Origin of the sequence: Synechococcus sp. W60.1, assembly GCF_047461575.1 — a bacterium.
Lineage (GTDB): Bacteria > Cyanobacteriota > Cyanobacteriia > Thermostichales > Thermostichaceae > Thermostichus.
The window spans coordinates 47,966-72,998 of the sequence record NZ_JANSHL010000003.1; the positions used below are offsets into that span (position 1 = coordinate 47,966).

Genomic DNA, 25,033 nt, shown 5'->3' on the forward strand with positions numbered 1-25,033 from the left:
CGATACGGCGATCCCAACTGGCAGAAATCAATCCTGGAAAAACATAGTCATTCATAGTCATTCCAAACTAGATTGAAACACTTCCCAAGCGTTCCGCGCCGCTTACAGAGGGAGTCATCCTTCACCACCAGCCCCTCTCCTTTGGGAGAGGAGAGTTAGGAAGCAATGCCACGGAAAGGTCTCATTCCTGTTTAAAATGACTGTAACTTCTGTATCTTACCTTACCGTTTCGATGTCCAGAAGGGTTCTGCAATTCAAGGCAGATTTGAGGTAGGATTTCTCCCCAAGTTGGGGTAATTTCTCATAGAAAATCTCCACAGAGTAGTAGTCAGGATTACATTTTTCCGTTCCCTTGGAGTTTGGGGATCAGGGCTCTTGGATCCTCGATCCCGTCGTCGGCTGCGGCGAGGATTGGCCGGGATCCCAGTTCAGGCCCTCCACCCGCAGCTCCAGAGCCCCCGACTGGCGCACCGGATTGTATTGCAGGCTGAAGCCATAGGTGCGGCGGTCATAGCCCAGGCGATAGACGACATCCACCTGCTGGCCTGACTGCAAATCTACCGTCGTCTCTGCCCCCACCCGCAGCGGGCCGTACAGTTGTTGCAAAAAGCCCAGGACGAGCTGTTCCCGCGTGGTGATGCGGTCAAACAAAAATGGCGAGGCTCCGGCCAGAAAACCGTTGGAGTAGGTCACCCTCAGGTTGGTGTAGTCGAAGGTATCGGCCACGAAAGCCCCGATCACCGCATCAATGCCAATACTGCCGGCAGTATAGCTCTGGGCTCGGCCATTGGAGTAAAAAGACTGGCTGCTGCTCACACCGGTGCTGAGCCAGATCCCTTGCTCGATGGGTAGAGCGGAAAAGCGGGGTGGGGGATCCGCCGCCGTCTTGGGAGGGCTCCAGAGGGGAAAGGAGCGATTCAAGGTTGCCCCCAGTTGCAGGCGGGAGAGCTGAATGCGGTCGGTGGTGTTGGCTAAGGCCAACTCCGGATCCGTGTCGATTTCATCCGGCTGCCCCAAGGCATCAATGTAGTCGACGGCTATGCGGTAGCTGAGATCCAAGCCGGTATTCCCTAGGCGCAGGGTAGGTGAGCGGTAGCTGGCACCGAGGCGGTTTTCCACAATTTGAAACCCCAGGCGACCGCTGAAGAAGCGTTCCCGATAGGCGTAGGTGTAGGCGACTTCTCCGCCATCGCCGGTGGTGATGCGGTGTTCGACCTGGGCTCGCAAGCGCTGAGCAAACTCCTGGAAGACGATCCCCCGCAGCTCGGCAAACAGCGAGGTTTGAGCGTTGGCTTCCGGTTGCCGCCAACGAAAATCGGCCCGCAGCCCGATCCCATCCAAAAGGCCCTGCTCACTGCCCCAAAGACGTTGTGGATACAGTTGCGGGGAGAGCACCAAGCTCACATTGGGATCCCGCAGCAGCTCGAAGTTGGGTTGCAGGATCAGGCCCCGTCGCAATTCTTGTCGGTCGAAATCGTCGTAGAAGATGCTGACCGGAGGCTGACGGTTTAATGAGTCGAAGCGCAACCGAATGGGCAGAGGCAGAAACAAGACCTGGTCGAAGGCCAGTTGGCCGGCCTCGGCAATCAAAAGGCTGGAGCCATCGGCTTGCAGGGTGGAAGTCACCCGTGGGCTACGAATCTCCAACTCCGGCGGATCCAGCGGGTCGTTGGTCAGCCGCACCTGTTCTCCTTCCCAGGTGTTGGCATCGAAGCGAATGCGAACGGCACGAAAGCGCACCAACCGCTCTGGCGCCAAAGCGGCTGCCGGGGATCCACTGGCCTGCAACTGGCCAATATCCACCTGCCCGAAGGCCTCTTCCAAAAACCCCCGCTCCTGCTCAAAGTCGTATTCCAGCCGGGATCCCTGAATGCGCTGCCGATCCAGTTGAATAGAAACATTGCCCTCGGCCACAGCCCGCCGCTGTCGCAGCTCAATGCGCAGGCGATCCGCCCGCAACACAGAGCGGCCCAGCCGCATCTCCACATTGCCTTCCGCCTGGAAAACTTCCGCCCGTTGATCGAAGGTTTGCCGGTCAGAACGCAGCCGTAACGTTCGGTCGGCAACGGCGCTGAGGTCAGTCGTATCCATGGGCTGAGCGCCCCCCTTCTTCTGGGACTCCACCTGAGCCGCAGTAGGGCCGGCAACTGCCAACCCCAGCACCCCCAAGCAGAGCCAGAGCAACCGCAACCCTCTCATAATCACCCGGCGCAAAACTTCAACACAGATCCCCTACGGCTTCCCCAGCCCGCTAGCTTGTGGCCAACTGGGAAAGGTTGAGGACTCGGTTGAGCTTGCCGCTGCGGTAGCCCTCCAAATCGAGACTGACATAGAGATAGCCGAAGGATTGCAGGGCCTTGACCAGCGCTTCCAGATTGGTTTTCTGCACAAACTCCACGATCTGATCCGGAGGAAGTTCGATGCGGGCGGTGTCCTTCTCCGAGCGCACCCTGACCTGCCGCCAACCCAAGCTGCGCAAGTAGCGCTCTGCCGCTCCCACCCGACGTAGCTTCTCGGCGGTGATCGCCTCTCCATACGGAAAGCGGGAGCTGAGGCAGGGTTGGGCCGGTTTATCCCACCAAGACAGCCCCAGGTGGCGAGACAATTGCCGCACCTCCAGCTTGCTCATCCCCACCTCCGCCAAAGGGGAACGCACGCCGCGCTCCCGAGCTGCCTGTGTCCCCGGTCGGTAATCGGCCAGATCGTCGGCATTGAGACCATCCACCACATGGTTATATCCCTGGGCTTGGGCCAACAGGCGCAAGGTATCGTGCAAGTGACTTTTGCAGAAGTAACACCGGTTAACAGGGTTGGCAGCGTAGCTCGGATCCTCCAGCTCGTGGGTTTCGACAATCTGATGGCGGATCCCGATTTGCCGAGCCTGCTGAATTGCCTCCTCCAAATCTTCCGGCAGCAGCGAAGGAGAAGCAGCGGTGACGGCCAGGGCCCGCTCCCCCAACTGATCGCAGGCCAACTTGGCCACCAGGCTGCTATCAACCCCCCCAGAGTAGGCCACCAAGACCTGCTCCATCTCGGCGAAGATCTGGACAAGCTGCTGGAACTTGCGCTGCAGGACGGGATCCCACTCCAGCAGGAGGTTGGCCGTTGTTCCTCCCTCTCCCGGGGGGAGAAGGTCGAGACGAGAAGCGGTTGGGTCTTGGGTTGTGTTCATGAAGCCAGGAGATGCCAAACGTTTGGAGAACCAAGCAAGGGCACCGTCTCGCCACCGCCGGCAGGAGAAAAGCCGGTTGCTATCAGGGGCAGGGATCCCCCCTCTTTCTATTCTTTCCCAGAGATCCCCGACTTTCCAACGCTTCTCCCCAGCATGGGATGCGGGATCCCTCAAGGAAAAGTAGACAATTGGGCAATCTATCCGTAGTCCGCTGACCTGCTGTCGCGATTGTGCTATGCCTCCGGCACCCTACCGGGAACCGCACCGCTTCGCGATACGCTGAATGAAATGGGTTGCAGTGGCCCCTTATAATTTTTTCTGGGTTCTCTGCCACAATTGACCTCACAGCTTTTTCCGGCGACACTTGCTACAGCCAATGCAGAGATCTCTCTTGGCTATGGGGATCCCACCCATTTTGTAGAACTTCATGAAGTCAGAAAAAGCTGTACCCCTCTCCTAGCGCACTATGGCTTTGCAACTTGAACCCGCTAGCCCGCCAGAAGTGGCCGTCTATCAGCCCTATTACGCCGTTGCCCGCCGACAGTACCTAGCCCTCGCGGTGGGCCTCTACAAAAAAGCCAGCCTGGAAGGGCAGAGGGCCATCGAGGGGGAAGAGCCTGTCCGCTTCTTGGCCAGTTGGCACATGTCCCCGTTGCCCTCGGATCTGACGGTGGTTCAGGTGATCTTTGCTCAGGATGCAGATCTCACCTATCAGCTCTCCATCGCCAACTACGAGTTTGTGGATTATCTGATTGATGTCGTCTCTTTGGTGCAGCGCGGACAACAGCCGGATTTCTCCACCGCCTTTTACAAGAAACTGATGCGATATGAAGATTGATCTGGGTTGCTCAGCCACCATCACTCTCTACGACACCACACTGCGGGATGGGGCCCAGCGAGAGGGTCTATCGCTGTCGGTGCAAGACAAGTTACAGATTGCCAAGCTGCTGGATCGGCTGGGGATCCCGTTTATTGAAGGGGGCTGGCCAGGAGCCAATCCCAAGGATGTGCAGTTTTTCTGGCAGATGCGGGAAGAGCCCCTAGAGCAAGCCGAGCTGGTGGCTTTTTGTTCTACCCGCAAGCCGGGGCGGCGGGCGGCAGACGATCCCATGCTGCAGGCCATTTTGGCGGCGGGCACCCGCTATATAACCGTCTTCGGCAAGTCTTGGGATCTCCACGTCACCGAGGGCCTGGGCACCACGCTGCAGGAAAACCTGGCCATGATCCGCGACACCATTGCCTATCTGCGATCCCAGGGGCGGCGGGTCATCTACGATGCCGAGCACTGGTTCGACGCCTACCGCCACAACCCCGACTATGCCCTGCAAACCCTAGCGGCAGCGGCGGCGGCGGGGGCGGAGTGGCTGGTTCTCTGCGATACCAACGGCGGATCCCTGCCCCACGAGATTGCGGCGATCACGGCAGCTGTCTTGGCAGAATCCCATCACCTGCAGCACTTGCCCCTAGGGATCCACACCCACAACGACTCCGGCACTGCTGTGGCCAATGCCCTGGCGGCGGTGCAGGCAGGGGCGCGCATGGTGCAGGGCACCATCAACGGCTATGGGGAACGCTGCGGCAATGCCGACCTGTGCAGCGTCATTCCCAACTTGCAACTGAAGCTGGGCTATCGCTGTCTGCCGCAAGAGAAGCTGCAACACCTGACGGAGATCTCCCGCTCCATCAGCGAGGTGGTCAATTTGGCCCCGGATGACCATGCTCCGTTTGTGGGCCTATCGGCCTTTGCCCACAAGGGCGGGATCCACGTCAGCGCCGTTCAGAAAAACCCCCTCACCTACGAGCACATCGCCCCGGAGCAAGTGGGCAACTGTCGCCGCATTGTGGTCTCGGAACAGGCGGGGCTGAGCAACATCCTCCACAAAATGGCCGGATTCGGGATCCGGCTGGAGAAGTCGGATCCACAGGCGCGCTTGATTTTGGAGCGGCTGAAAACTTTGGAGCTGCAGGGCTATCAGTTTGAGGCTGCTGAGGCCAGCTTTGAGCTGTTGGTGCGGGGCTTGCTGGGACAACGCTCCCATCCTTTTGAGGTGTCTGCAGCTTCAACGTGACGACCACCACCGCGCTCAGATGGAGAACATGCAGGAGATGGATCCCAGTGGCGAGGCAACGGATGTGCAATCGTTGGCAGCGGTGAAAATCGCGGTGCAGGGGCAGACTCGGGTGACGGCGGCGGAAGGCAATGGGCCGGTGGCCGCTCTGGATGGGGCGTTGCGCAAGGCGCTGCTGGAGTTCTATCCCCAACTGGAAGCGATTCACCTGTCCGACTACAAGGTGCGCATTTTGGACGGGCGGGCCGGCACCTCGGCCAAAACGCGGGTGCTGGTGGAGTTCAGCGACGGTCACCGCCGCTGGACCACGGTGGGGGTTTCCACCAACATCATCGAGGCCTCCTGTCGGGCTTTGGTGGAGGGCTTTGAGTATAGCCTGCTGCCGCCCAGCTCCCCCTTGCCCGCTTCTGCAGAGCACCGTTCTAACGACTCCGTCCGAGTAGCGCAAACGGCAATGACCGCACCAGCGGCCTCTTCTTGACTATGGCCTACAGCTCGATGAGGATCATCGGCCTGACGGGCGGAGTGGGCACGGGCAAATCCACGGTCGCCCGCATCTTGGAGCAGCACGGGATCCCAGTAGCCGATGCAGATCAAATGGCCCGCCAGGCTTTGGCATTGGGATCCCCCATTCGCGAGCGGGTACTGGAACGCTATGGGAAGGCCATCCAAACACCCTCCGGGGATCTGGATCGCCGGCGGTTGGGCCAGATCGTGTTTGCAGATGCCGCTGAGCGGGCTTGGCTAGAGGCCCAAATCCACCCTTTCGTTAGAGCTCAACTGCAAGATTTTCTGTCCGTGTTGGCGGAGCAGAGCTCTAAAGTCCATGGGGTGCCGCTTGAGGAAGAGCCTGCCTCCCAAAAGCGTAGCGGGGTAGGATTTTTTTCTGGGCAGGGATCCCAAACCGTTTGTCTGATGATCCCGTTGCTGTTTGAAGCCCACATGGAAAATTGGGCCAGCGAGATTTGGGTGGTGACTTGCACCCCAGAGCAGCAGCGGCAACGCCTTGCCCGCCGGGATCCCCTGACGCCGGAAGAAATCGAAGCTCGCATTGCCAGCCAGTGGCCTTTGGCGGAAAAAGTGCGCCGTGCCGATGTGGTGCTGGACAACTCCGGATCCCTGGCCGAGCTGGAAGCCCAGGTGAAGCAGGCTTTGGCGTTAGAGAGGCCATTTGCCTCACCTCGGCAGGCCGGATACAGTGACGGGTAGGGTCTGGTGGGACGGATCCCTTGGTATCCATGTACGGATGGGTTGAGGGAGAAACGATGCAGGAAGCAGGCTGCGTTGGCGAGACGGAGTTTGCTCAAGCTCTGGCCGCGCGGGAGCGGGAAATCCAGCTTTTGCGAGAGCGCAATCGCATCTTGCAGGGCCAGATAGACCTTCTGGAGCTGCGCCAGGAAAAGCAACACCGGCAAATTCGCAGCTATGAGGCGGAGATCGAGCAGCTTTACCAAGAGAAGCAGTTGCTGGAGCAGATGATCCAGGAGTTGCCGGAGCTCTACCGGCGCAAGCTGCAGGCCCGCCTTCAGCCCATTCGCGAGCGCATCGCCGCCATCCAGGCCGAGAATCGCCAGCTTAGGAAGGAGTTGTACCAGCTCAGCTACCGCGTGCAGCACATGGATCAGCTTGACTCGCCCGGCTGGAGAGTGCAACTGCCCCAGCTTCCCTCTCTGCGTCGCCGGGATCCCAAGTCCCCTGGCCCGCCGCCGGTCACGTTAGCAGAGGGGAGCACAAAAGCTCTGCCGGTCTCCCCCCCTGGTGTCCAGCCCTGCTCTTGATGGGCAGGGAGGGATCCCTTCATCGAGGAGCCAGAATGAGAAGAGAGAAGCGAGAAGAGAGAAGTGAGGCTCTTTCCTCTTTTCTCTCTCCTCTTTGCTCTCTGCTCTCTCCTCTTCCGGTTGGGGCGCTGCTGGCAAGGACTCCGTCCCACTATCGCGACCGGAGATCTCGGAAATGGCTGCTGCCGGCAAGTACGAACCCCTTCATCTGAAATATCGCCCGCAGCGCTTTGCCGATGTGGTCGGCCAAGGAGCGGTGGTGCAAACGCTGGCCAATGCCATCCGGCTGGGGCGGGTGGCGCCTGCCTATTTGTTCTGCGGGCCGCGGGGCACGGGAAAAACCTCCAGCGCCCGCATCTTGGCCAAGTCTTTGAATTGTGAACAGGGGCCGACGCCGGATCCCTGCCAGGCGTGCAGCCAATGCCGCGCCATCACTGCGGGAGCCTCCCTGGATGTTCTCGAGATTGACGCGGCCAGCAACACCGGCGTAGACAACATCCGCGAGCTGATCGAGCGGGCCCAGTTTGCCCCGGTGAACAGCCGCTACAAAGTCTATGTCATCGACGAGTGCCACATGCTCAGCAATGCGGCCTTCAACGCCTTGCTGAAAACTCTTGAAGAGCCGCCCCCCCGCGTGGTATTTGTCCTGGCCACCACTGACCCGCAGCGGGTTTTGCCCACCATTGTTTCCCGCTGTCAGCGGTTTGACTTCCGCCGCATCCCCCTCGACGACATGGTGGCCCACCTGGGCAAGATCGCCGCCCAAGAAGGGATCCCTATCACGCCGAAGGCGCTGCAACTGGTGGCCCAACTTTCCCAAGGGGGCCTGAGGGACGCCGAACGCCTGCTGGACCAGCTCAGCCTCTTGGAAGGATCCATCACCCCGGAGGCGGTTTGGGACTTGGTGGGCGGGATCCCGGAACAGCAGCTTTTGGCTCTGATGGATGCGCTGCTGGCTCAGGATGTGCAGGCGGTGCTCAGCCAAACTCGACAATTGTTGGAGCGGGGCAAAGAGCCCTTAGCCCTGTTGCAGAACTTGGTGGCCCTTTACCGGGATCTGCTGCTGGTCAAGACAGCCCCCCAGCAACGGGAGTTGGTGGCTGTAACGGACTCCACCTGGGCAGCCCTGCAGCAACGGGCCCCTCGCTACTCGGTGGAGATGCTGCTGGCAGCCCAGAGCCATCTGCGCCAGTGTGAGCCGCAAATTCGCCAAAGCGGACAGCCCCAACTGTGGTTGGAAATTGCCCTGGTGGATCTGCTGGGCCAGCTTCGCCCAAGCATGGTGGCCGAGGATTCAGCGGAACGGAGTCCTTTCCCAGCCCTTGACCTATCTCCTGCACCCCAGAGAACTCCCCCGGACGGGACAGCCCCTCCGGCCCCTGCTGCGACCATCAGCCCATCAAGCCCATCAACTGTTGGTGAGATAGATGAATTAACTGTTGGGCCTTCAGCCTCCCCTGCTGTTGCGTCGAGCCAGAAGGCAGATCGCGCTACTCGGACGGAGTCCTCGGAGCAGCCCAGAGAACCGGCAAGGGACGCCGCCACAGTCAAGCTGCTGCGCCCCCACTGGGACGAGTTCCTCAAGCGCCTCTCTCCCCTCACCAAGGCTCTGATGGGATCCGGCCACCTGCACCAAGAGACTCCTGAAGCAATTACCCTCGCCTTTCCCAGCAAGGGTCTGGTGGAAAAAGTGCGCAGCAAAGAAGCCGAACTGCGGTCGGTGCTCCACAACCTGCTGCAGCGCCCTGTGCAGCTCAACTTGATTGTGCAGCGCTCCAGCGGGCCGCATGTTTCCATTCGCGTCAGCGGTGCGGAGTCCTCGGCACTGCTCAGCCGAGAAACAGACCTGCCCCCCGCCCCCGTGGCCCCGGATCCTGTCACCACGCCGGGGTTGCAGAGCGATAGCACCAACAGTCGTGCTTCCTCAAGGGAGCCCAGAGCAGAACCTCAGAGCCACGGCCTTGCCCGGCGACAGCAACATTCCCCTTCTGACTCCAGCCCACCTTCGCCAGAGCCTGAGCGGGACAATCCTATGGGTGGCCCCAAGGTGGCCGGCTTGGCAACCCAAGGACTTTCTCCCGCCGGTGCGAACAAAGTGCTCCGCACCGCTGTCGCGACCGATTCTCCAAGTCGTGCAGAGCGCCGCGACACCCTGCACGGTGGGCAGTCCTTCGAGCTAACCCAGGAGCTGGCGGAGATTGCCCGCCGTTTTGCCGACCACTTCAACGGCAGCTTGGTGGATTTGGAAGGGGTGTTGGAGTCTGACGTGACGGGATCCACGGAAGAGCTCTCCTCAATAGAGGCTATAGAAGCCGAGGGATCCCCTGACCTGCTCTCCGGTGAGACCTACGGCTCGCCAACAGGAGCAGAGCCGTCCGCGTCAGCGGGGCGGAGTCCTCATCCCGTAGACTTTCCCAATGCAGTAAGGAATCCGTCCTACCGGCGTGAGCAGTCTTCTCAGCTTGCCGTTCGCCTCAGCGGGACGGAGTCCTCGGAGGAGGAGGTGCCTTTTTAAGCGCTATCTAGCGCTATCTTAAGTTTGATAAAGCCAGCCTCATCTTGCCGACGATGACCTTCCCCATCTCTCCCTTAATTCGCTGCGCTGTGCAGGCTCTGTACTGGGGACTGGTTCTGCCCCTACCCATCCTGCTGGCTCGGCAACAGGCAACACCTCTTGAGCTGGGATCCCTTTGGATTGCTCTGCTGCTGGGATGGGGGGTAGTCCTGGGATCCCTGAGCCAGCAGATTCAGTTGGACGAAGAGGGCATGCAGGCCACCTACCCCAGTTGGGTGCCGCCTTTTGTGCGGCAGGAGTGGCAGATCCGGTGGGCCGATATCGAGCGCATTGAGCCCCGCTCCACCAGCCAGGGTGGTATGGTGTATTACTTGGTCAGCCGAGGGGGGGATCGCGTACTTTTGCCGATGCGGGTGACCAGGTTCAAGCAGCTGTTGGCTGAGATTCGACGGCACGCTCAACTGGAGATTGGCGGGCTGCGCCCCTACGTTCAGCCTTGGATGTACGGGCTCCTAGGATGTTTTGCTCTGCTTCTGTTGCTCTGGGATGGGATGGTCGCCATCTGGGTCTGGGCAAGTCCGGTGGGAACCTAGCGCAACCACAGACGGTTCCGGGTCTAGCCATCCCGACAGGGATCCCAGCTCCAGCGGGCGGTTGCAGTCCAGATCCCGCCCACGCCCTTCTGCGCAAGCGTTGCGGAGCAGCAGGATGGAAATTTGGAGCAGGTTGGAAATGAGCTCCTCCGCTGGGCGACCCCTGGTGGCGGTGGGGGTATCCTGAGAGCAGTGGAACTTAGCCCCCTCTTGCCAGCTCTTCCCCTTCGCGACAGCGGTGCGGAGCACTTTGTCTGGGATCCCTGCTGCCCCTTCTCTGGAGAGGTTAAGTCTTGAGCAGGTCAACCTCTCCGCCTCTTCGCTGGCCCTGCTGGACCATTGCCCCCGCCTGTTTCGCTATGTGTACCTGGAGCGGTTGATCTGGCCCGCTGCCAGTGTTTTTGAGCACGAGCTGGAGCAGAGGCGCGGACGGCAGTTTCACCGTTTGGTGGAGTGGCACAGCCGCGGGCGGCAGGTGGAGCCGCGTTTGTCTGCCCTGGATGAAGTGGTGCAGCAGGGGTGGCAGGTGTTTTTGGCCAGTCCCCATGCCCATCCCCAGGGACGGGTGTTGGCGGAGTTGCCCCTGTGGCAACGGATTGAGGGCTTTAAGTTGATAGCCCGTTTGGATCGGCTGGTGATTATCCCCGGATCCCTGCACATCCTGGACTGGAAAACTGAGCGTCAACGTCCTCGCGATGAACAGTTGGCCCAAGACTGGCAGGTGCGCCTTTACCCTCTGCTGCTCTGCGAGGTGGCCCAGCAGCTGCCCCTGGAAGGCCCTTTTGAGCCGGAGCAGGTGCAACTGACCTTTTGGTATGTGCAACATCCGCAGCAGCCCTTCCACCGGTATTACAGCGCCGCCGCCTATGAGCAAGACCTGGCCCACCTAAGAGCCACTCTGAACCACCTGCGGCAACTGGAGGCGCAAGACTTTCCCATGACCCCCCACACTGAGCGCTGCAACAGTTGTCTGTTTCGCTCCCGCTGCCATGGGCTGCTACCGGAAGGGATCCCCTCTCAAGACCTCACGGATTGGGTCTGGCCAATGCAGGAGCCCGCGACACCTGCGGATCCCATCGCCGATACTTATTGGGAGCAGTAATGGGAGCAGTAAGGACTCCGCCCCGCTGACGCGATTAGATCCGATTAGATCAGGGTAGGGCGGGGCAGGATCTGTTTTGGCAGCAACCCATGCACACCTTTCATGGGGCTGTTCACCACCTGCGTGATGTGGAAGTGGACAGCAATGCTGCAAAGCACATAGGCTTCCTCTCGCCCAATGCCGACAAACCGATGCAGAAAATCGATCATCCGCCTTAGGGCAATCTCAAAGGCCGCATCCAGATCCTCGGCAAAGCCCATGGTAATGAAATCGGTCGGGGTTTCCGCCAGCGGTGCCTCGAGCGGCAGATCTTTGCGCAGGATCAACTGCAAAGTGCCATTCATGGAAGTTTCAATGGCCGTTACATCAACTTCTCCGTCCCCTTGAGCGGAGTGGCCATCCCCCACCGAAAAAAGGGCACCGGGCACAAAGACCGGCAAAAAAACTCGGGATCCCGCCTGCAATTGGCGGTTGTCGATGTTGCCACCATAGTTGCCGGGGGGGATAGAGCTGCGGCTGGTTTCCTCGGTCGCCACCCCCAAGATGCCAAAGAAGGGGCGAATGGGGACGCGGATGCCGCTGCCGGGAGGAAATTCCGCTACCCCCTGGTCTATATCTAGGTCGATGAAGCGCAGTCGCGGCTGATCAAATTCTCCGGGCAAAGCCCCCCATCCGGGACGGATGGCATTGAAACCGATGGGCAAGCGGGGGGTGATCGCTTGCAAGCGCACTTCCAGCACATCTCCAGGTTCAGCTCCCTCAACGTAGATCGGCCCGGTCAACAGATGGGGGCCCGGCCCCACTCGGCGCTCGGCAGGCAAGGTTTGGCAAATTTCGAGGAATTCGGGCGTGAAGAAACGGTCCGGCGCTTTGCCGTAGTGGGCGAACCCCGAGTAGGTTTCCACCTGCACCACATCGCCCGATTGCACATACAAGGCCGGGGGCAGTTGGGAAGAAAAGCCGCCCAAGTGGACGGTATGGGGAGTGGCTTTGAGGGTGTGAACGGGCACGGCCAGGGATCCCTTGCAAAAGACCCATTCAATCTAAAGAAAAATCCCCTCCAATCCTGAATTAGACTGTTCCTCAAGCCGGTATCTCTGGCTACTGTTTGCCCAGGGGTGGCGTGGCGACAATGTTCCCCACATTTGCTATCCTGAAGGGCTGTGGGCAGGGATCCCCGGTTGCAGGGCTTGGCCTGGAACTTGTGCACCGGGTGTGGAGGACAACTGCAATCTTCCCGGAGACCTGCATACTGAGTTCGATAGGTTTGTCAGCGCTGTCAACTGTGATCGCGGGTGTCATCTCCAGTATTTCTACCCTCCGGGATCCCGACTGGGATGTGGAAGTAACCGGCCTCCACAAGCGTTTTGGCGATTTTGTGGCTCTCAATGGCATTGAGCTGAACATCCGGCGGGGGGAGTTTTTCGGCCTGCTGGGCCCTTCCGGCTGCGGCAAGACCACCCTGCTGCGCATCCTGGCCGGCCTAGAGATGGCCGATGCTGGGGAAGTGGTGATTCGAGGTCGCCCGGTAGGCCACCTGCCCGCCCACAAGCGCAACGTCAACACGGTGTTTCAGAGCTATGCCCTTTTCCCTTTTATGACGGTGGAGGACAACATCGCCTTCGGCCTGCGCATGCGGGGTGTGCGGGGAGAAGCTCTGCGCAAGCGGGTAGCGGCTGCTATGGAATTGGTGGAGATTGCAGCTCTGGCCAAGCGGAAGCCCCATGAGCTGTCGGGGGGACAGCAGCAGCGGGTGGCCTTGGCTCGGGCTTTGGTGAACGAGCCGGAAGTGCTCTTGTTGGATGAGCCGCTGTCGGCGTTGGATGCCAAGTTGCGCAAGCAGCTTCAGGTGCAGTTGTGCGAGTTGCAGCGCCGCCTGGGCATGACCTTTATTTTCGTTACCCACGACCAAGAAGAGGCTTTGGTGACCAGCGACCGGGTGGCGGTGATGCGGGCGGGGCGCATTGAGCAAGTGGGCCTTATCGATGAGGTGTACGAGCGCCCGGCGACGGCCTTCGTAGCCGACTTTTTAGGGGCCAGCAACCTGATCGAGGGGATCGCCTGTGGGACGGACTGTGTGGATACGCCCTTGGGAAAGCTGAAGGTCTTGGGGATCCCGGCCAGCTCGGAACCGGTGCAATTGGCTATTCGCCCGGAAAAGATCCAGCTTTCTCGCAGCGGCTGGGATCTGCTGCCCAACCAGGTGCCGGTGCGGGTGGAAAACCTCATCTACACTGGGGCTGAGAACCAATACCTGTTGCGGACAAACCAAGGTCAGCAGCTCAAGGCCACGGCCCTCAACACCGATATTGAGGATGCAGGGTTTGAGATCGGCGCAGCGCTGGTGGCCCACCTACCCCCGAAAAGCCTGATTCGCTTGCGACCGGATCCCTGTCAGGAGGAGACTGGATGTTGAAGCTGCCATCTCCTGTGGGCAAGTGGATCCCTGGCCAAGCCCAGGTGCGATTTGGGGAGCTGCTCACCCCTTGGCAGGAGTTGGGGCGCAGCCTAATTTTTGCTGGGCCAGGGGTGCTGTGGGTGATGTTTTTTCTGGTGCTGCCGGGGCTGTTGCTGTTGGTGTGCAGCTTTCTCAGCCGCGGGGAGTTTGGCCAGATTCAACTGCCCCTGACCCTGGAGAACTATCTGCGCATTCTCGGCTTTGGCCCCTTGGGATGGACGCCCATCTACTGGCAGATCTTGGGCCGCAGCCTGCTGGTGGCGGGGGTGACCACCTTTTTTTGCGTGCTGCTGGCCTACCCATTGGCTTTCTTCATTGCCGCCCACCCACCCCGACAACGGGATCTGTTGCTCACCTTGGTGGTGGTGCCCTTTTGGACGAACCTGGTGATCCGCACCTATGCCTGGATGGTGGTGCTGGCCCCGGAAGGGTGGCCGGCTCGCTTGGCGGCCTGGCTGGGCTGGATCCCACCGCAAACGGCTCTGTATCCCAGTTGGCTGGCGGTTTATCTGGGCATGGTCTACACGTTTTTGCCCTACATGGTCTTGCCCCTGTACACGGCGGTGGAGCGCATCGATTGGCGGCTGGCGGAAGCGGCACGGGATCTGTATGCCAAGGGTTGGCAGGTCTTTTGGTGGGTGCTTCTGCCCCAGACCTTGCCGGGGTTGGCGGCGGGCCTCATTCTGGTGGGGATCCCGGCTTTCGGCATGTTCGTAGTGCCGGATCTGTTGGGGGGCAGCAAAACGCTGTTGATCGGGAATGTGATTCAGTTGCAGTTTGGCTCCAGCCTGGACTATCCTTTCGGGGCGGCCCTCAGCTTTTTGGTCACCGGCCTCACCCTGGGGTTGATCTACGCCTACAGCCGGTATGTTGGCACCCGCAGCCTAGAAAATCTGGTTTGAGGAGCTGCTGTGGGCCTTGAGCAAAGCCGCTAGTTGCTTGCGCATCAGGATCCCGGGCTTATCGGTGAGCATGTGCTGCTCGGCGCTGAGGGTGAGGGGCACGTCGGGATCCGTGGTCTCCAAAATGGCTTTGTCTTCCAAAGTTACAGCCCGGTCAAAGCGGATAACCTCGGCGGCTGGGGTATCGGCTTCGGTGTCGTTGCGCAAACAAAACTGCACCACTTGGGAGGCTCGGTCGTTGATGGGGGTGGGGATGTTGACGATGACATGGCTGCGGCCATTGGGGTAGCGGATGTGAAGGTGGTTGGTGAAGGGCAAATGCCAGGTGGAAGTGGTGGTGCGCTCGGTTTTGGCGGCAGCAATGCCCAGGTTTTTTTGTTGCAGCTCTGGGTTGGCTACACCGAGCACTGTGCGGGTGCGGATCCCGTAGTCCAGCTCCTCGACCTCGAAGTGGCTGGGTACCAAGTCTTCCATACTGCCAAAGGTGTTCTGGTGTACAAAGCTGATGTGGGCGGCATCGAACTCGTTCTCGCAGATGCGCAAGCTGGCACATTCCCAGCGTTCGTAGAACTCGTGGATGAGCCGGTAACTGGGATCCTCGGCTTCTGGGATGACCGGGATCCCCCGTAGAGGCTGGGGATGCAAGCACACCCAAGCATAGCCATAGCGGGCCTGGCAGAGATAGGCGGGAATGCGGTAGCTCTCCGGGATGCGGGCCTGATCCGGCAGTTGCGGCACCTTGACACAGGCTCCCGTGCCATCGAACTCCCACCCATGGTAGGGGCAGCGGATATGGTCATCACAGACGATTCCCTTGGACAATTGCGCCGACCGATGACAGCAGCGATCTGCGGCTGCCTGGGGCTGTCCGGCTTTGTCCAGCCAAAGGACGATCTTTTCCCCCAGCAGCTCGAAAGGTTGCGGGGATCCCTGCTCCAATCGGCTGAGGGGCATCACCGGGTACCAAAAGCGCCGAAAGACAGGATGCTGGGTCACCAACATGGCAAAACCATCTGTGTCGTGTGGCCGGATTCTGTATAGCAAATTCGTGAATTCGGTTCCGTAGCCCGCGCCACAATCTCTATTTGGGGATCTTGCAGATCTGGGCAAACTCATTCCCAGGGGAGCTCAACTCATGGGGAAACCCTAGAACCTCTGGTACGGTAAAGATACTGATCTTGCGTTTGAGTTTCCAGAGGGATCCCTTGACCTCAACTTTGCCTTCTCAGACCCTCTTGCAGGCTCTGTACACCCCTTCCCCTGCTTGGGATGCCATCGTCATCGGTGCTGGGATCGGGGGATTGGTCGCGGCCAGCCAGTTGGCTGCCAAAGGATACCGTGTGCTGGTGCTGGAAAAATACCTCATTCCAGGGGGCAGTGCCGGCTATTTTGAGCGTCCGGATCCCTTAGGCAAGGGGAGCTACCGCTTCGACGTGGGCGCTTCCATGATCTTTGGGTTGGGCACCCAGGGTACCACCAACTTGCTGACCCGCGCCTTGGCAGCCGTGGGCCAATCCCTGGAGTCCATCCCCGATCCGGTGCAGATTGCCTACCACCTGCCCAAGGGGCTGAATCCCCGAGTACACCGGGATTACGAGCAGTTTTTGCAGGAGCTATCCGGCTACTTTCCCCGGGAAGCCGCCGGCATTCGCCGGTTCTACGATAGCCTGTGGCCCATCTTCAACAGCCTCAACGCCATGGAGCTGCTCTCGTTGGAGGAGTGGGGCTATCTATTTCGTTCTTTTGTGAGCAATCCCCTCGGCTGCCTGACCTTGGCGCGCTATTTGCCGGTGAATGTGGGCCAGGTAGCGCGGCGCTGTCTGCGGGATCCGGATTTGCTGCGCTTTGTGGACATGGAGTGCTACTGCTGGTCGGTGGTGCCGGCGGATCGCACGCCCATCATCAATGCCGGGATGGTGTTTTGTGACCGACACTACGGCGGTATTAACTATCCCAAAGGGGGGGTGGGGCAGATCGCCCAAAAGTTGGCCCAGGGGCTAGAGGCCCATGGCGGGCAGATCCGCTACAAAGCACCTGTGCGGCGGATCCTGGAAGAAAGAGGTCGGGCGGTGGGCGTAGAACTGGCCAGCGGGGAAAAGCTCTTTGCCCGCACAATCATCTCCAATGCCACCCGCTGGGACACCTTTGAGCGCCTATGGCCGGGATCCCTGCCCAGGGCGGAGCGGCAGTGGCAAAAACGCTACCAGCAATCCCCTAGCTTTTTAAGCTTGCACCTGGGGGTGCGGGCCGAGGCCCTGGCCGGCGAATGCCATTGTCACCACATTCTCCTGGAAGACTGGGATCAGATGGAGGCTGAGCAGGGCACCCTTTTCGTCTCCGTCCCCACCCTGTTGGATCCCGACCTGGCTCCCCCGGGCCGCCACATTGTTCATGCCTTTACCCCCAGTTGGATGTCCACCTGGCAAGGGTTAAGCCCAAGCCAGTACCAGATCCAAAAACAGCAAGCCGCCGACCGCCTCATCCGCCGCCTGGAGGCCCTTTGGCCCCAACTGGGATCCCACATTGAACTGAAGGAGATAGGCACCCCCCGCACCCACCGCCGCTTTTTGAGCCGCAGCAACGGCACCTATGGGCCCATCCCCAGCCGGGATCCCTGGGGCTTGCTGGGCATGCCCTTCAATCGCACCGCCATCCCCAACTTGTACTGCGTGGGGGATAGCACCTTCCCCGGCCAAGGGCTCAATGCCGTTGCCTTCTCCGGCTTTGCCTGCGCCCACCGGGTGGCAGCGGATTTGGTTTAGGTTGCCCTTATCCTTGCTACTCCCTTCTCCCTCTGGGAGAGGGGCAGGGGATGAGGGTTGAGCGGCGCAGAGGGTTTGGGAGGCAGTTGATGGTCAATTCAAACAACAATGAGACGCTAGCCAGTAAGATAGCGTCCGTTCCCGAAAGCAGGCTGTAGGCCTTTGAATCAGGACATTGTCCAGAATCAACACAGATGTCCTCTTCAAACTCGGTATTCAGTATCTCTCCAGCCACCCCTCAAATCCTTATTGGCTATAGTTGCGGCTGTCCGGAAGTGATAGCAGCAGACTTGCTGGACTTGCCGCGGCTGGAGCTGTACGTGGAAGAGGGGTTTGGGGATCCCTGTGCCCTGCTGCAGCAGAAGGGAGTGCCCGAGCGAATTCACGAGGTGAGAGGGGAGCCAGCCAGTTGGCCTAGTTTTGATGCTGTGGTGTGCACAGCTGAGGACTTGCAGCGGCTGGGGCGGCCTGTGAGGGCTAACTTTGCTTTTGTCTTGGCAGAGGACCACCAACTTCTTTTGGCCAATGCCAGTAAGTTAATGGAAGCAGTGTTGACTGGCTTTGACTTTGGCAAACTCAGGTTTTCGGTAAAGCTCTACCCAGACACCGTTTTTTACGAGAGGACGTATCTTAACTTTCCTGTGTTTCTGTCTAGTCAGGTGCAGACGGTTATCGACATCGGAGCTGGGGTAGGCCTTGGTAGCGTTTGTTTTCGGGGTTTCTGCCCTGAGGCGGCCATTCATTGTTTTGAGGTGGATCCCTTGGCCTTGCACCTGCTGCAGCAGAATGCTCTTGGCCTGGGCAACTGCTTTGTGCATCCGGTGGGGCTGGCGGGGCAGGATAGTTGCAGAACCTGTCGCCTCTGGCCGGAGGATCCTCAAGCGAAGTGGGGAGTGGAGCAGCCGCTCCCTTTCCGGGAAGCTAGGGCAGCTCTCAAGGAGCTGGGTCTGGAGTTCATCGATGTGCTCAGGGTGGCTACAGGTGGAGAGGAGGTGGAGGTGTTGACCAGCTTGCAAGAGCAGCTCGAAGATATCAAGGTCATCTATGTGGAGTTTTGCTCAGAACAAGACCGCAAACAGATTGATCATAGGTATAACCAGCACTTGGCTCCTGACTTTGTCATTATGGATGCACGTAGGGCAGGATAGTGCAAAACTAGCCCTCTTTGTAGCCTGGGCAGAAGCTACACTTTGTCAGCAGCACTGATTAGAAGGACGAGCCATGGAAAATTCCAACAAAGAAACTCTGCAACCGCGAGTTCTCCTGAGCTGGCCAATTCCGCCAGACTACATCCCACCGCCGCAGCTTTCAGATCGGCAAGTAACTGTCTGTCCCAAAGAAAAAGTGGGGGGCTATGGACTAGGCTATGTCAACCGTCGTGAAGGCTTGGTGGAGTGTCCGGAAGGAGATTATGACCTCTATGACTTTGTCCAGCAGTCTGAGCAGATTGTGGATAAAGAGTTTGACTTGGTGATTGTACGAGCTTGCAGCTGCGAATACAGCAACCCCTTCAACACGAAAAAATTTGGCTGTCCAACCGTCTTACTAGCCGGAGATACGCATCATTGGCACTTCCCCATCGAACATCTTTTGGCCTACTGGGCCGTTGAAGCCTTTGATTATGTTGTTACTGCTCACAACCGCCAGCACCTGCACTGGTTTGCCGCGGCGGGCGCGGAAAACCTGGCCTGGCTACCTCTCATCTCCATGCATACGGTTGTCCACAAGTGGGTAGAAGCAAGAGAAAGCCAAGTTGTCTTTATTGGCCATCAGGGATCCGATCATCCCAGACGTTCCCGTCTGGTCGAAGCCATAAAGAGGGCACACTTGCCCATTCTTGCCAAAACTGCCAACCGTCAAGAGGCAGCCCGCCTATTTGCCGAATCGCTGATTTCGTTTAACTGCAGCCTGAACGGGGATCTGAACTTAAGGAACTTGGAAGTGATTTCCGCGGGGGGCTTTCTGCTCACCGACCAGCTCTCCTTCGCCTCAGGATTGGACGAACTTTTGGCGCCCGGCACCTACTGCGACACCTACAACTCCGAAGCCGAACTCCTGGAGAAAATCCGCTACTACCTAGACCATCCCCAGGAGGCCATTCAAATTGCCCGCCGCGCTTACCACACCTTTGATGAAAAGTGGCATCCCCGCCACCGCATCCAAAATCTCCTGGAGTGGGTGTTTGGAGGAGAACTGCCGGAGCCTTTTCGCTACTCCCCTTGCTCCGATGTTCGCTACTTTGTCAGCACCGCCAGCTCGGCTTGGATAGACACACGGCTGGGGATTTACGAGCCCATCCAAGAGCTGCATCGAGTGCAAGAGCGGCTGCAGGTGCTGGTTAGCCAAGGTTGTCCGGAAGTGATAGCAGCAGACTTGCTGGACCTGCCGCGGCTGGAGCTGTATGTGGAAGAGGGGTTTGGGGATCCCTGTGCCCTGCTGCAGCAGAAGGGAGTGCCCGAGCGAGTTCATGAGGTGAGAGGGGAGCCAGCCAGTCGGCCTAGTTTTGATGCTGTGGTGTGCACAGCTGAGGACTTGCAGCGGCTGGGGCGGCCTGTGAGGGCTAACTTTGCTTTTGTCTTGGCAGAGGACCACCAACTTCTTTTGGCCAATGCCAGTAAGTTAATGGAAGCAGTGTTGACTGGCTTTGACTTTGGCAAACTCAGGTTTTCGGTAAAGCTCTACCCAGACACCGTTTTTTACGAGAGGACGTATCTTAACTTTCCTGTGTTTCTGTCTAGTCAGGTGCAGACGGTTATCGACATCGGAGCTGGGGTAGGCCTTGGTAGCGTTTGTTTTCGGGGTTTCTGCCCTGAGGCGGCCATTCATTGTTTTGAGGTGGATCCCTTGGCCTTGCACCTGCTGCAGCAGAATGCTCTTGGCCTGGGCAACTGCTTTGTGCATTCGTTAGCTCTACACCTGCTGCGGCAGAATATTCTCAGCTTGCGCAACTGCTTTGTGCATTCGTTAGCTCTACACCTGCTGCAGCAGAATGCTCTTGGCCTGGGCAACTGCTTTGTGCATCCGGTGGGGCTGGCGGGGCAGAATAGCTGCAGAACTTGTCGGCTCTGGCCGGAGGATCCTCAAGCGAAGTGGGGAGTGGAGCAGCCGCTCCCTTTCCGGGAAGCTAGGGCAGCTCTCAAGGAGCTGGGTCTGGAGTTCATCGATGTGCTCAGGGTGGCTACAGGTGGAGAGGAGGTGGAGGTGTTGACCAGCTTGCAAGAGCAGCTCAAAGACATCAAGGTGATTTACGTGGAGTTTACTTCTGAGCAAGACCGCAAACAGATTGATCAGATGTTGGACCCTACCCATCTCCTCTGGCAGGGAGAAGTTGTAGCAGGCCAAAGAGGAGTCCTTTGCTATCTAAGCAGGGCTTGCTTTGTCGACAACAATTCAAGCCTTGGAGGAGAGACTTAAGGTTATGAACTCAACCATTATCGTTACGGCTGCTGACAGCAAGTTTTTTGAATTGGTTCAGGGGACCATTCTCTCCATCCGAGAGAAACCTCAGGGGCACTCTGTAGATATTGGATTCTTGGATGTAGGCTGTACACCGGAGCAGTTGCAATGGATAGGTCAGTACGTTGACCACATTGTTGAGCCAGATTGGAACTATGATATTCCCGACATTGATAGACAACCCAAGTATCTCAAGGCACTAGTTTGTAGGCCTTTCCTTCCTGAATACTTTCCAGGCTATGAAGTTTATATTTGGATTGATGCAGATGCTTGGGTGCAAGACTGGTCTGCAATTGAGCTTCTTACCCTGGGAGCAAGATACAAAAACCTTGCAGTTGTTCCTGAGTTGCTAAATACTCTCTTCGATCCCTATCCATTTTCGCATCAAGCTTTTCACCTCTCGGGATACATCAAGTACTTTGGAGATGTATATAACCACCTATACATAAGACCAATTCTAAATGATGGTGTATTCTCTGGAAGTAATTCCGGTATTCACTGGGTAGCATGGAAAAACAGACTGAGCCAAGCTATCTCTATGAGCCTCGATCTATCCTTCTCAGATCAGTGTTCTCTAAACCTGGCTATTTATAATGACTTAGGGATAGATAACGTTCAAATTTTACCATTGTTTTGTAACTGGACAGTTCATAGTAAACTACCTCTATGGGATCCAAAAAGAAAGCTCTGGGTTGAGCCTTGGAAGCCTTACATCCCTTTAGGGATTCTACACATTACTACCTATAAAGCTAAGGATAGAAAAACTCATGTAGCTCATACTACCGATGGCTTCAAAGTTGAAGCCAGTCTTTGGTATCCTAGAAGCCATTCTTCTCCAATCAGAAGGTATGACTATGTATCAGCTAATCAAAAGAAAATATATCTCGACTACAACTTCCCTCTAATGACTGCTATCGATCCAGGGCCTCATCCCTGGCCTTATCTACGGAAAGAAGTTCCTCACCTTTGGACTGCGGATTTGCGTCAACCTACTATCGGCTTTGTTAGTCGAGACGAGGCTCATATTCTGTACAATACTGCCCTTAAGCTACAAGGAAAAAACGCCCTAGAGATCGGCTGTTGGCTAGGTTGGTCAACTGCGCACCTGGCGGCAGGAGGAGTTATTCTCGATGTGGTAGATCCTGCTCTGGCCGATCCCCAGATTTATGGAAGTGCGGATCAATCTCTTCGCTCGGCTGGAGTTCGCTCTAATGTCAATCTCTACCCTGGCTATAGCCCAGGGAAGGTGGAGGAGATTGCCCAGCAAGAGGATTGTCGCTGGTCTCTGATTTTCATCGATGGGAATCATGACTCACCAGCCCCCTTGCAGGATGCTCAAGTGGCAGAGCGCTATGCTGCTGAGGATGCCTTGATTCTGTTTCATGATCTAGCCTCGCCGGATGTGGCTGAAGGTTTGAATTACTTGAGAGACAGGGGCTGGAACACGATGATTTACCAGACCATGCAAATCATGGGAGTGGCTTGGCGAGGCAAGGTCAAGCCCGTTGAGCATATTCCAGACCCTGCTGTGAATTGGACATTGCCAGAGCACCTCAAGGACTATCCGGTCTGTAACCTTGAGTTGTCTAGGGTGCTAGAGAAAGTTAAATCTTTTACCTTGCTGGGCTTTGAGCGTCTTTGGAGCCTTTATTCACTGGCTAAGCAGGTTTGTGAAGAAGACATTCCTGGGAACTTTGTAGAATGTGGTGTTTGCAGGGGTGGAAGCTCAGCTTTGCTGGCCTGGGTGATTAAGAACTACAGCCGTCGACCTCGCAGGCTATATGCTTTCGATACCTTCTCAGGTATGCCTGATCCAACAGAGGTGGATCGAGATTATCGAGGAGTTGCTGCCAACGATACGGGTTTTGGATCCGGTGCTTTAGCGGCACCCATTTCGGAGAACTTAGAGGTGATTGCCAGGGAACTAGGGGTCTGGGATCTAATTGTTCCTGTGCCGGGGCTGTTTGCCGACACCTTGCCTATCTATCGAGATCAAGTGAGCGAGGTTGCTCTGCTGCATGCAGATGCTGACTGGTATCAGTCAACGATGGATATTTTTCATCATTTCTATGATCAGGTTCATTCTCAAGGATTCATCCAAATCGATGATTACGGACACTGGCAGGGATGTCGGAAAGCTGTTCATGACTTCGAGCAGGAAATCGGAGCCTTTTTCAGGTTGCATAGCGTCGATTACTCAGGGGTTTGGCTGAGTCCTTCAGAAAACCTGGTAGTGATTAGAGTTAGAGATAGCCTAACAGAAACCTCCAAACCACAAGGGATCCGCCTGAGCAAGATCAACGTGGGCCTTTTCCCCTACTGGGAAATGGAGACAGAGCAGCTTATCCAAGAACTGGAGGGCTTGCTGGAGCCAATTCTGCGCAGTCCTCAGCCAGAAGACTATGCTCTGATCTTCCTAGGGGATCCGGATCCGCAACTGGCCAATCAAACTCTGGAGATAGCTGCAGGCAACATAGCTCTCAGGCTCATGGAAGAGGGGTTAGAGCTCAGTAGAGAGCCGTTCTGTTCAGTGGTAGCTGGCTTGAACCCCTATCAATGGGAGAGACTTATTCCCCAACTCAACTATCGCTATCCCTTGAAGCGGGAGCGCTTTCCCAAGGGATTACGGCCTGCTATTCAAAAGCTACCTGTGTTGCTGTTGGCCTCCTAGGGATCCATCTGTTGTCTTGAGTTACTTGGCTGTCTACAGGGCGTCTGGATCTACCCCTAGCTCTTGTAGCTTCTGGGCCAGGCGCTCTGCCCGTTGTTCGGCCTGCTCAGCCCTTTGCCGCTCCAGTTCGGCCTCGGTGGGTACCAGTTCCCCAGCAGCAGTGGCCCAGCGAATCCAGGTGGCCTCGATGTCCCGAAACCTGCCCTCCCACTTCACTAGGCACAATCCCAAAACCTCGCTCGGCAAGCAACCCTCGGCATCCTCTTGAATTGGCTCATAGCGGTCGCCCCTCAGCCGAAACCCTGCCCAGTCTTCTGGATCAAACGGGTCAAACCAAAAGTACTCCGGCACCCGGATAATCTGCTCATAAAGTTGCTTTTTGCTTGTTTTATCCTCCTGGGCAGTGCTGGGAGAAAGAAGCTCAATCACCACGTCCGGCCCTTTGCCCTGCTCCCAAATCACCCAGCTTTTGCGCTCGCCTTTAGGCACGCCCAACACCACAAAATAATCCGGCCCTTTGAAATTGCGGCCGCTGGTCTGCTCCAAGCTGTAGTAGAGAAACATATTGCCACCGACAAAGCCATCAGGGCGCTGCTGCAACCAGGTTTGGGTAGTGGAGATGAGCAAGTCCATCTGGCACCTGTGCCGCCAGCTTTCCATAGGTTCGCTGTCGTCGTAGGGGAGCTCGTCTTGGGTGGGGGGCAACTCGGGTAGATAAACCGGATCCAGCACCTCAGTAATTGGGTTCGGGTTAGTCATTGCCAGTTCTCCTCTCTTTACCCTTACAAGGTATCGGGATCCACCCCCAGCTCCCGCAGCTTCTGGGCCAGGCGCTCTGCTCGCTGTCGCTCTTGCTCAGCACGTTGGCGCTCGATTCTCTCAGCTTCTTCAGGAGTAGGCACCAGCTCCCCATTGGGGAAAAAGTAGCGCAGTTGTTGGTTATGGATCCCCAGATACAGCTCCAGCATCTCGCTCCAGCGCCAGCCCTGCTCCGTTGGCTCAATCTCCTCGTACTTCTCCCCCCTCAGTCGCAAACCCATAAACTCCTGCGTCTCCGGAGAATAGTAAAAGTACTCCGGTGTCCTGAAAATCCTTTCGTAAAGCTCCCGCTTCTCACCCCGATCCACTTTGGCAGTCGATTCCGAAAGCAGCTCGATGATCAAGTCCGGGTATTTGCCACCTTCTTCCCACACCACCCAAGAAGGGCGGGGGCGGTTTTCTACCCCTTTGACCAAAAACAGATCTGGCCCGCGGAAGTCTTTATTTTTGAGTTGCTCTCGGCTGTAGTAGACGGTGAGGTTCCAGGCGAGGAAGTAGTCGTTGCGGTCTTGCCAGAGGCGGGCGAGGCAGCTGACCAGAATCAAAAGCTGCAGGGCATGCAGGGAGTGTTCCATTTCGGGTTCATCGCTGAGCAGCCCCTGGGCCGAGGGCATGAGCTCCGCCAGTTGCTGGCGGGTGAGGGGAGTAATCTTTTCCTCGGCTTTCTCTTGGAGTTTTTCTTGGGCCAGCATTTTTGCACTCGGGGCAAGTGAATTAGCTGTAGGCTAACCCATCG

Annotated in this window: 18 protein-coding genes and 1 pseudogene; 13 read left to right on the forward strand and 6 right to left on the reverse strand. The window is 57.7% G+C overall.

From position 1 onward, the window contains the following. Window positions 1-366: 366 nt before the first annotated feature. Both NW805_RS04150 and larE read right to left on the reverse strand, forming a co-directional pair. Window positions 367-2,199: a DUF3769 domain-containing protein gene (locus NW805_RS04150; RefSeq protein ID WP_414421735.1), complete on the reverse strand. Its 1,833-nt coding sequence runs from the start codon at window positions 2,197-2,199 to the stop codon at window positions 367-369. 52 nt (window positions 2,200-2,251) lie between these two features. Beyond that, window positions 2,252-3,172, reverse strand: a complete 921-nt coding sequence (larE, locus tag NW805_RS04155; protein ID WP_414421736.1) for an ATP-dependent sacrificial sulfur transferase LarE — start codon at window positions 3,170-3,172, stop codon at window positions 2,252-2,254. A gap of 466 nt (window positions 3,173-3,638) precedes the next feature. On the opposite strand from larE, the gene ebsA reads away from it, so the two are divergent. From ebsA to NW805_RS04190, 7 genes and pseudogenes are all read left to right on the forward strand, one after another. Next, window positions 3,639-4,010, forward strand: a complete 372-nt coding sequence (ebsA, locus tag NW805_RS04160; RefSeq protein ID WP_414332026.1) for a type IV pilus biogenesis protein EbsA — start codon at window positions 3,639-3,641, stop codon at window positions 4,008-4,010. Next, window positions 4,000-5,722, forward strand: a pseudogene (cimA, locus tag NW805_RS04165) (citramalate synthase). Before ebsA ends, cimA begins: the two are co-directional and overlap by 11 nt. Before the next feature lie 17 nt (window positions 5,723-5,739). After that, entirely contained in the window at window positions 5,740-6,450 is a 711-nt protein-coding gene (gene coaE, locus NW805_RS04170) for a dephospho-CoA kinase (RefSeq protein WP_414421900.1), read from the forward strand. Between the two features lie 29 nt (window positions 6,451-6,479). Then, window positions 6,480-7,019: a hypothetical protein gene (locus NW805_RS04175; protein ID WP_414421737.1), complete on the forward strand. Its 540-nt coding sequence runs from the start codon at window positions 6,480-6,482 to the stop codon at window positions 7,017-7,019. Window positions 7,020-7,194: 175 nt separating this feature from the next. Further along, complete coding sequence (locus NW805_RS04180) at window positions 7,195-9,534, forward strand: DNA polymerase III subunit gamma/tau (RefSeq protein ID WP_414421738.1); 2,340 nt, start codon at window positions 7,195-7,197, stop codon at window positions 9,532-9,534. A gap of 53 nt (window positions 9,535-9,587) precedes the next feature. Then, window positions 9,588-10,127 (forward strand): hypothetical protein, encoded by a 540-nt coding sequence (locus tag NW805_RS04185; protein ID WP_414331790.1) that lies wholly within the window; start codon window positions 9,588-9,590, stop codon window positions 10,125-10,127. Window positions 10,128-10,365: 238 nt separating this feature from the next. Further along, on the forward strand, window positions 10,366-11,229 hold the full coding sequence (locus NW805_RS04190) for a PD-(D/E)XK nuclease family protein (RefSeq protein ID WP_414351746.1): 864 nt from the start codon (window positions 10,366-10,368) through the stop codon (window positions 11,227-11,229). Window positions 11,230-11,273: 44 nt separating this feature from the next. Here the strand turns inward: NW805_RS04190 and NW805_RS04195 are convergent, their stop codons facing one another. Further along, window positions 11,274-12,239, reverse strand: coding sequence for an acetamidase/formamidase family protein (locus tag NW805_RS04195; RefSeq protein ID WP_414357635.1), 966 nt, complete (start codon window positions 12,237-12,239; stop codon window positions 11,274-11,276). 275 nt (window positions 12,240-12,514) lie between these two features. Here NW805_RS04195 and NW805_RS04200 point away from each other — a divergent pair, with 275 nt between their 5' ends. Then, window positions 12,515-13,645 carry an ABC transporter ATP-binding protein gene (locus NW805_RS04200; protein ID WP_414421739.1) on the forward strand — a complete coding sequence of 377 codons (1,131 nt, stop codon included), beginning with the start codon at window positions 12,515-12,517 and terminating at the stop codon, window positions 13,643-13,645. Continuing rightward, a complete protein-coding gene (locus tag NW805_RS04205) occupies window positions 13,639-14,589 on the forward strand; it encodes an ABC transporter permease (protein WP_414421740.1) in 951 nt (316 codons plus the stop codon). The genes NW805_RS04200 and NW805_RS04205 overlap by 7 nt, the downstream gene beginning before the upstream one ends. Here the strand turns inward: NW805_RS04205 and NW805_RS04210 are convergent. Further along, window positions 14,572-15,591: a Rieske 2Fe-2S domain-containing protein gene (locus NW805_RS04210; protein WP_414421741.1), complete on the reverse strand. Its 1,020-nt coding sequence runs from the start codon at window positions 15,589-15,591 to the stop codon at window positions 14,572-14,574. The genes NW805_RS04205 and NW805_RS04210 overlap by 18 nt on opposite strands. Window positions 15,592-15,794: 203 nt before the next feature. On the opposite strand from NW805_RS04210, the gene crtH reads away from it, so the two are divergent. From crtH to NW805_RS04230, 4 genes are all read left to right on the forward strand, one after another. Further along, entirely contained in the window at window positions 15,795-17,351 is a 1,557-nt protein-coding gene (gene crtH / locus NW805_RS04215) for a carotenoid isomerase (RefSeq protein ID WP_414421742.1), read from the forward strand. Between the two features lie 290 nt (window positions 17,352-17,641). Next, window positions 17,642-18,499 (forward strand): hypothetical protein, encoded by an 858-nt coding sequence (locus tag NW805_RS04220; protein WP_414421743.1) that lies wholly within the window; start codon window positions 17,642-17,644, stop codon window positions 18,497-18,499. Window positions 18,500-18,572: 73 nt separating this feature from the next. After that, window positions 18,573-20,765 (forward strand): glycosyltransferase, encoded by a 2,193-nt coding sequence (locus tag NW805_RS04225; protein WP_414421744.1) that lies wholly within the window; start codon window positions 18,573-18,575, stop codon window positions 20,763-20,765. Window positions 20,766-20,769: 4 nt separating this feature from the next. Continuing rightward, window positions 20,770-23,478, forward strand: a complete 2,709-nt coding sequence (locus NW805_RS04230; protein WP_414421745.1) for a TylF/MycF/NovP-related O-methyltransferase — start codon at window positions 20,770-20,772, stop codon at window positions 23,476-23,478. 33 nt (window positions 23,479-23,511) lie between these two features. On the opposite strand, the gene NW805_RS04235 is transcribed toward NW805_RS04230, so the two are convergent. Together NW805_RS04235 and NW805_RS04240 are read right to left on the reverse strand one after the other, a co-directional pair. Beyond that, on the reverse strand, window positions 23,512-24,237 hold the full coding sequence (locus tag NW805_RS04235) for a Uma2 family endonuclease (protein ID WP_414421746.1): 726 nt from the start codon (window positions 24,235-24,237) through the stop codon (window positions 23,512-23,514). A 23-nt stretch (window positions 24,238-24,260) separates the two neighbouring features. Next, entirely contained in the window at window positions 24,261-24,947 is a 687-nt protein-coding gene (locus tag NW805_RS04240; RefSeq protein ID WP_414342578.1) for a Uma2 family endonuclease, read from the reverse strand. Between the last annotated feature and the right edge of the window lie 86 nt (window positions 24,948-25,033).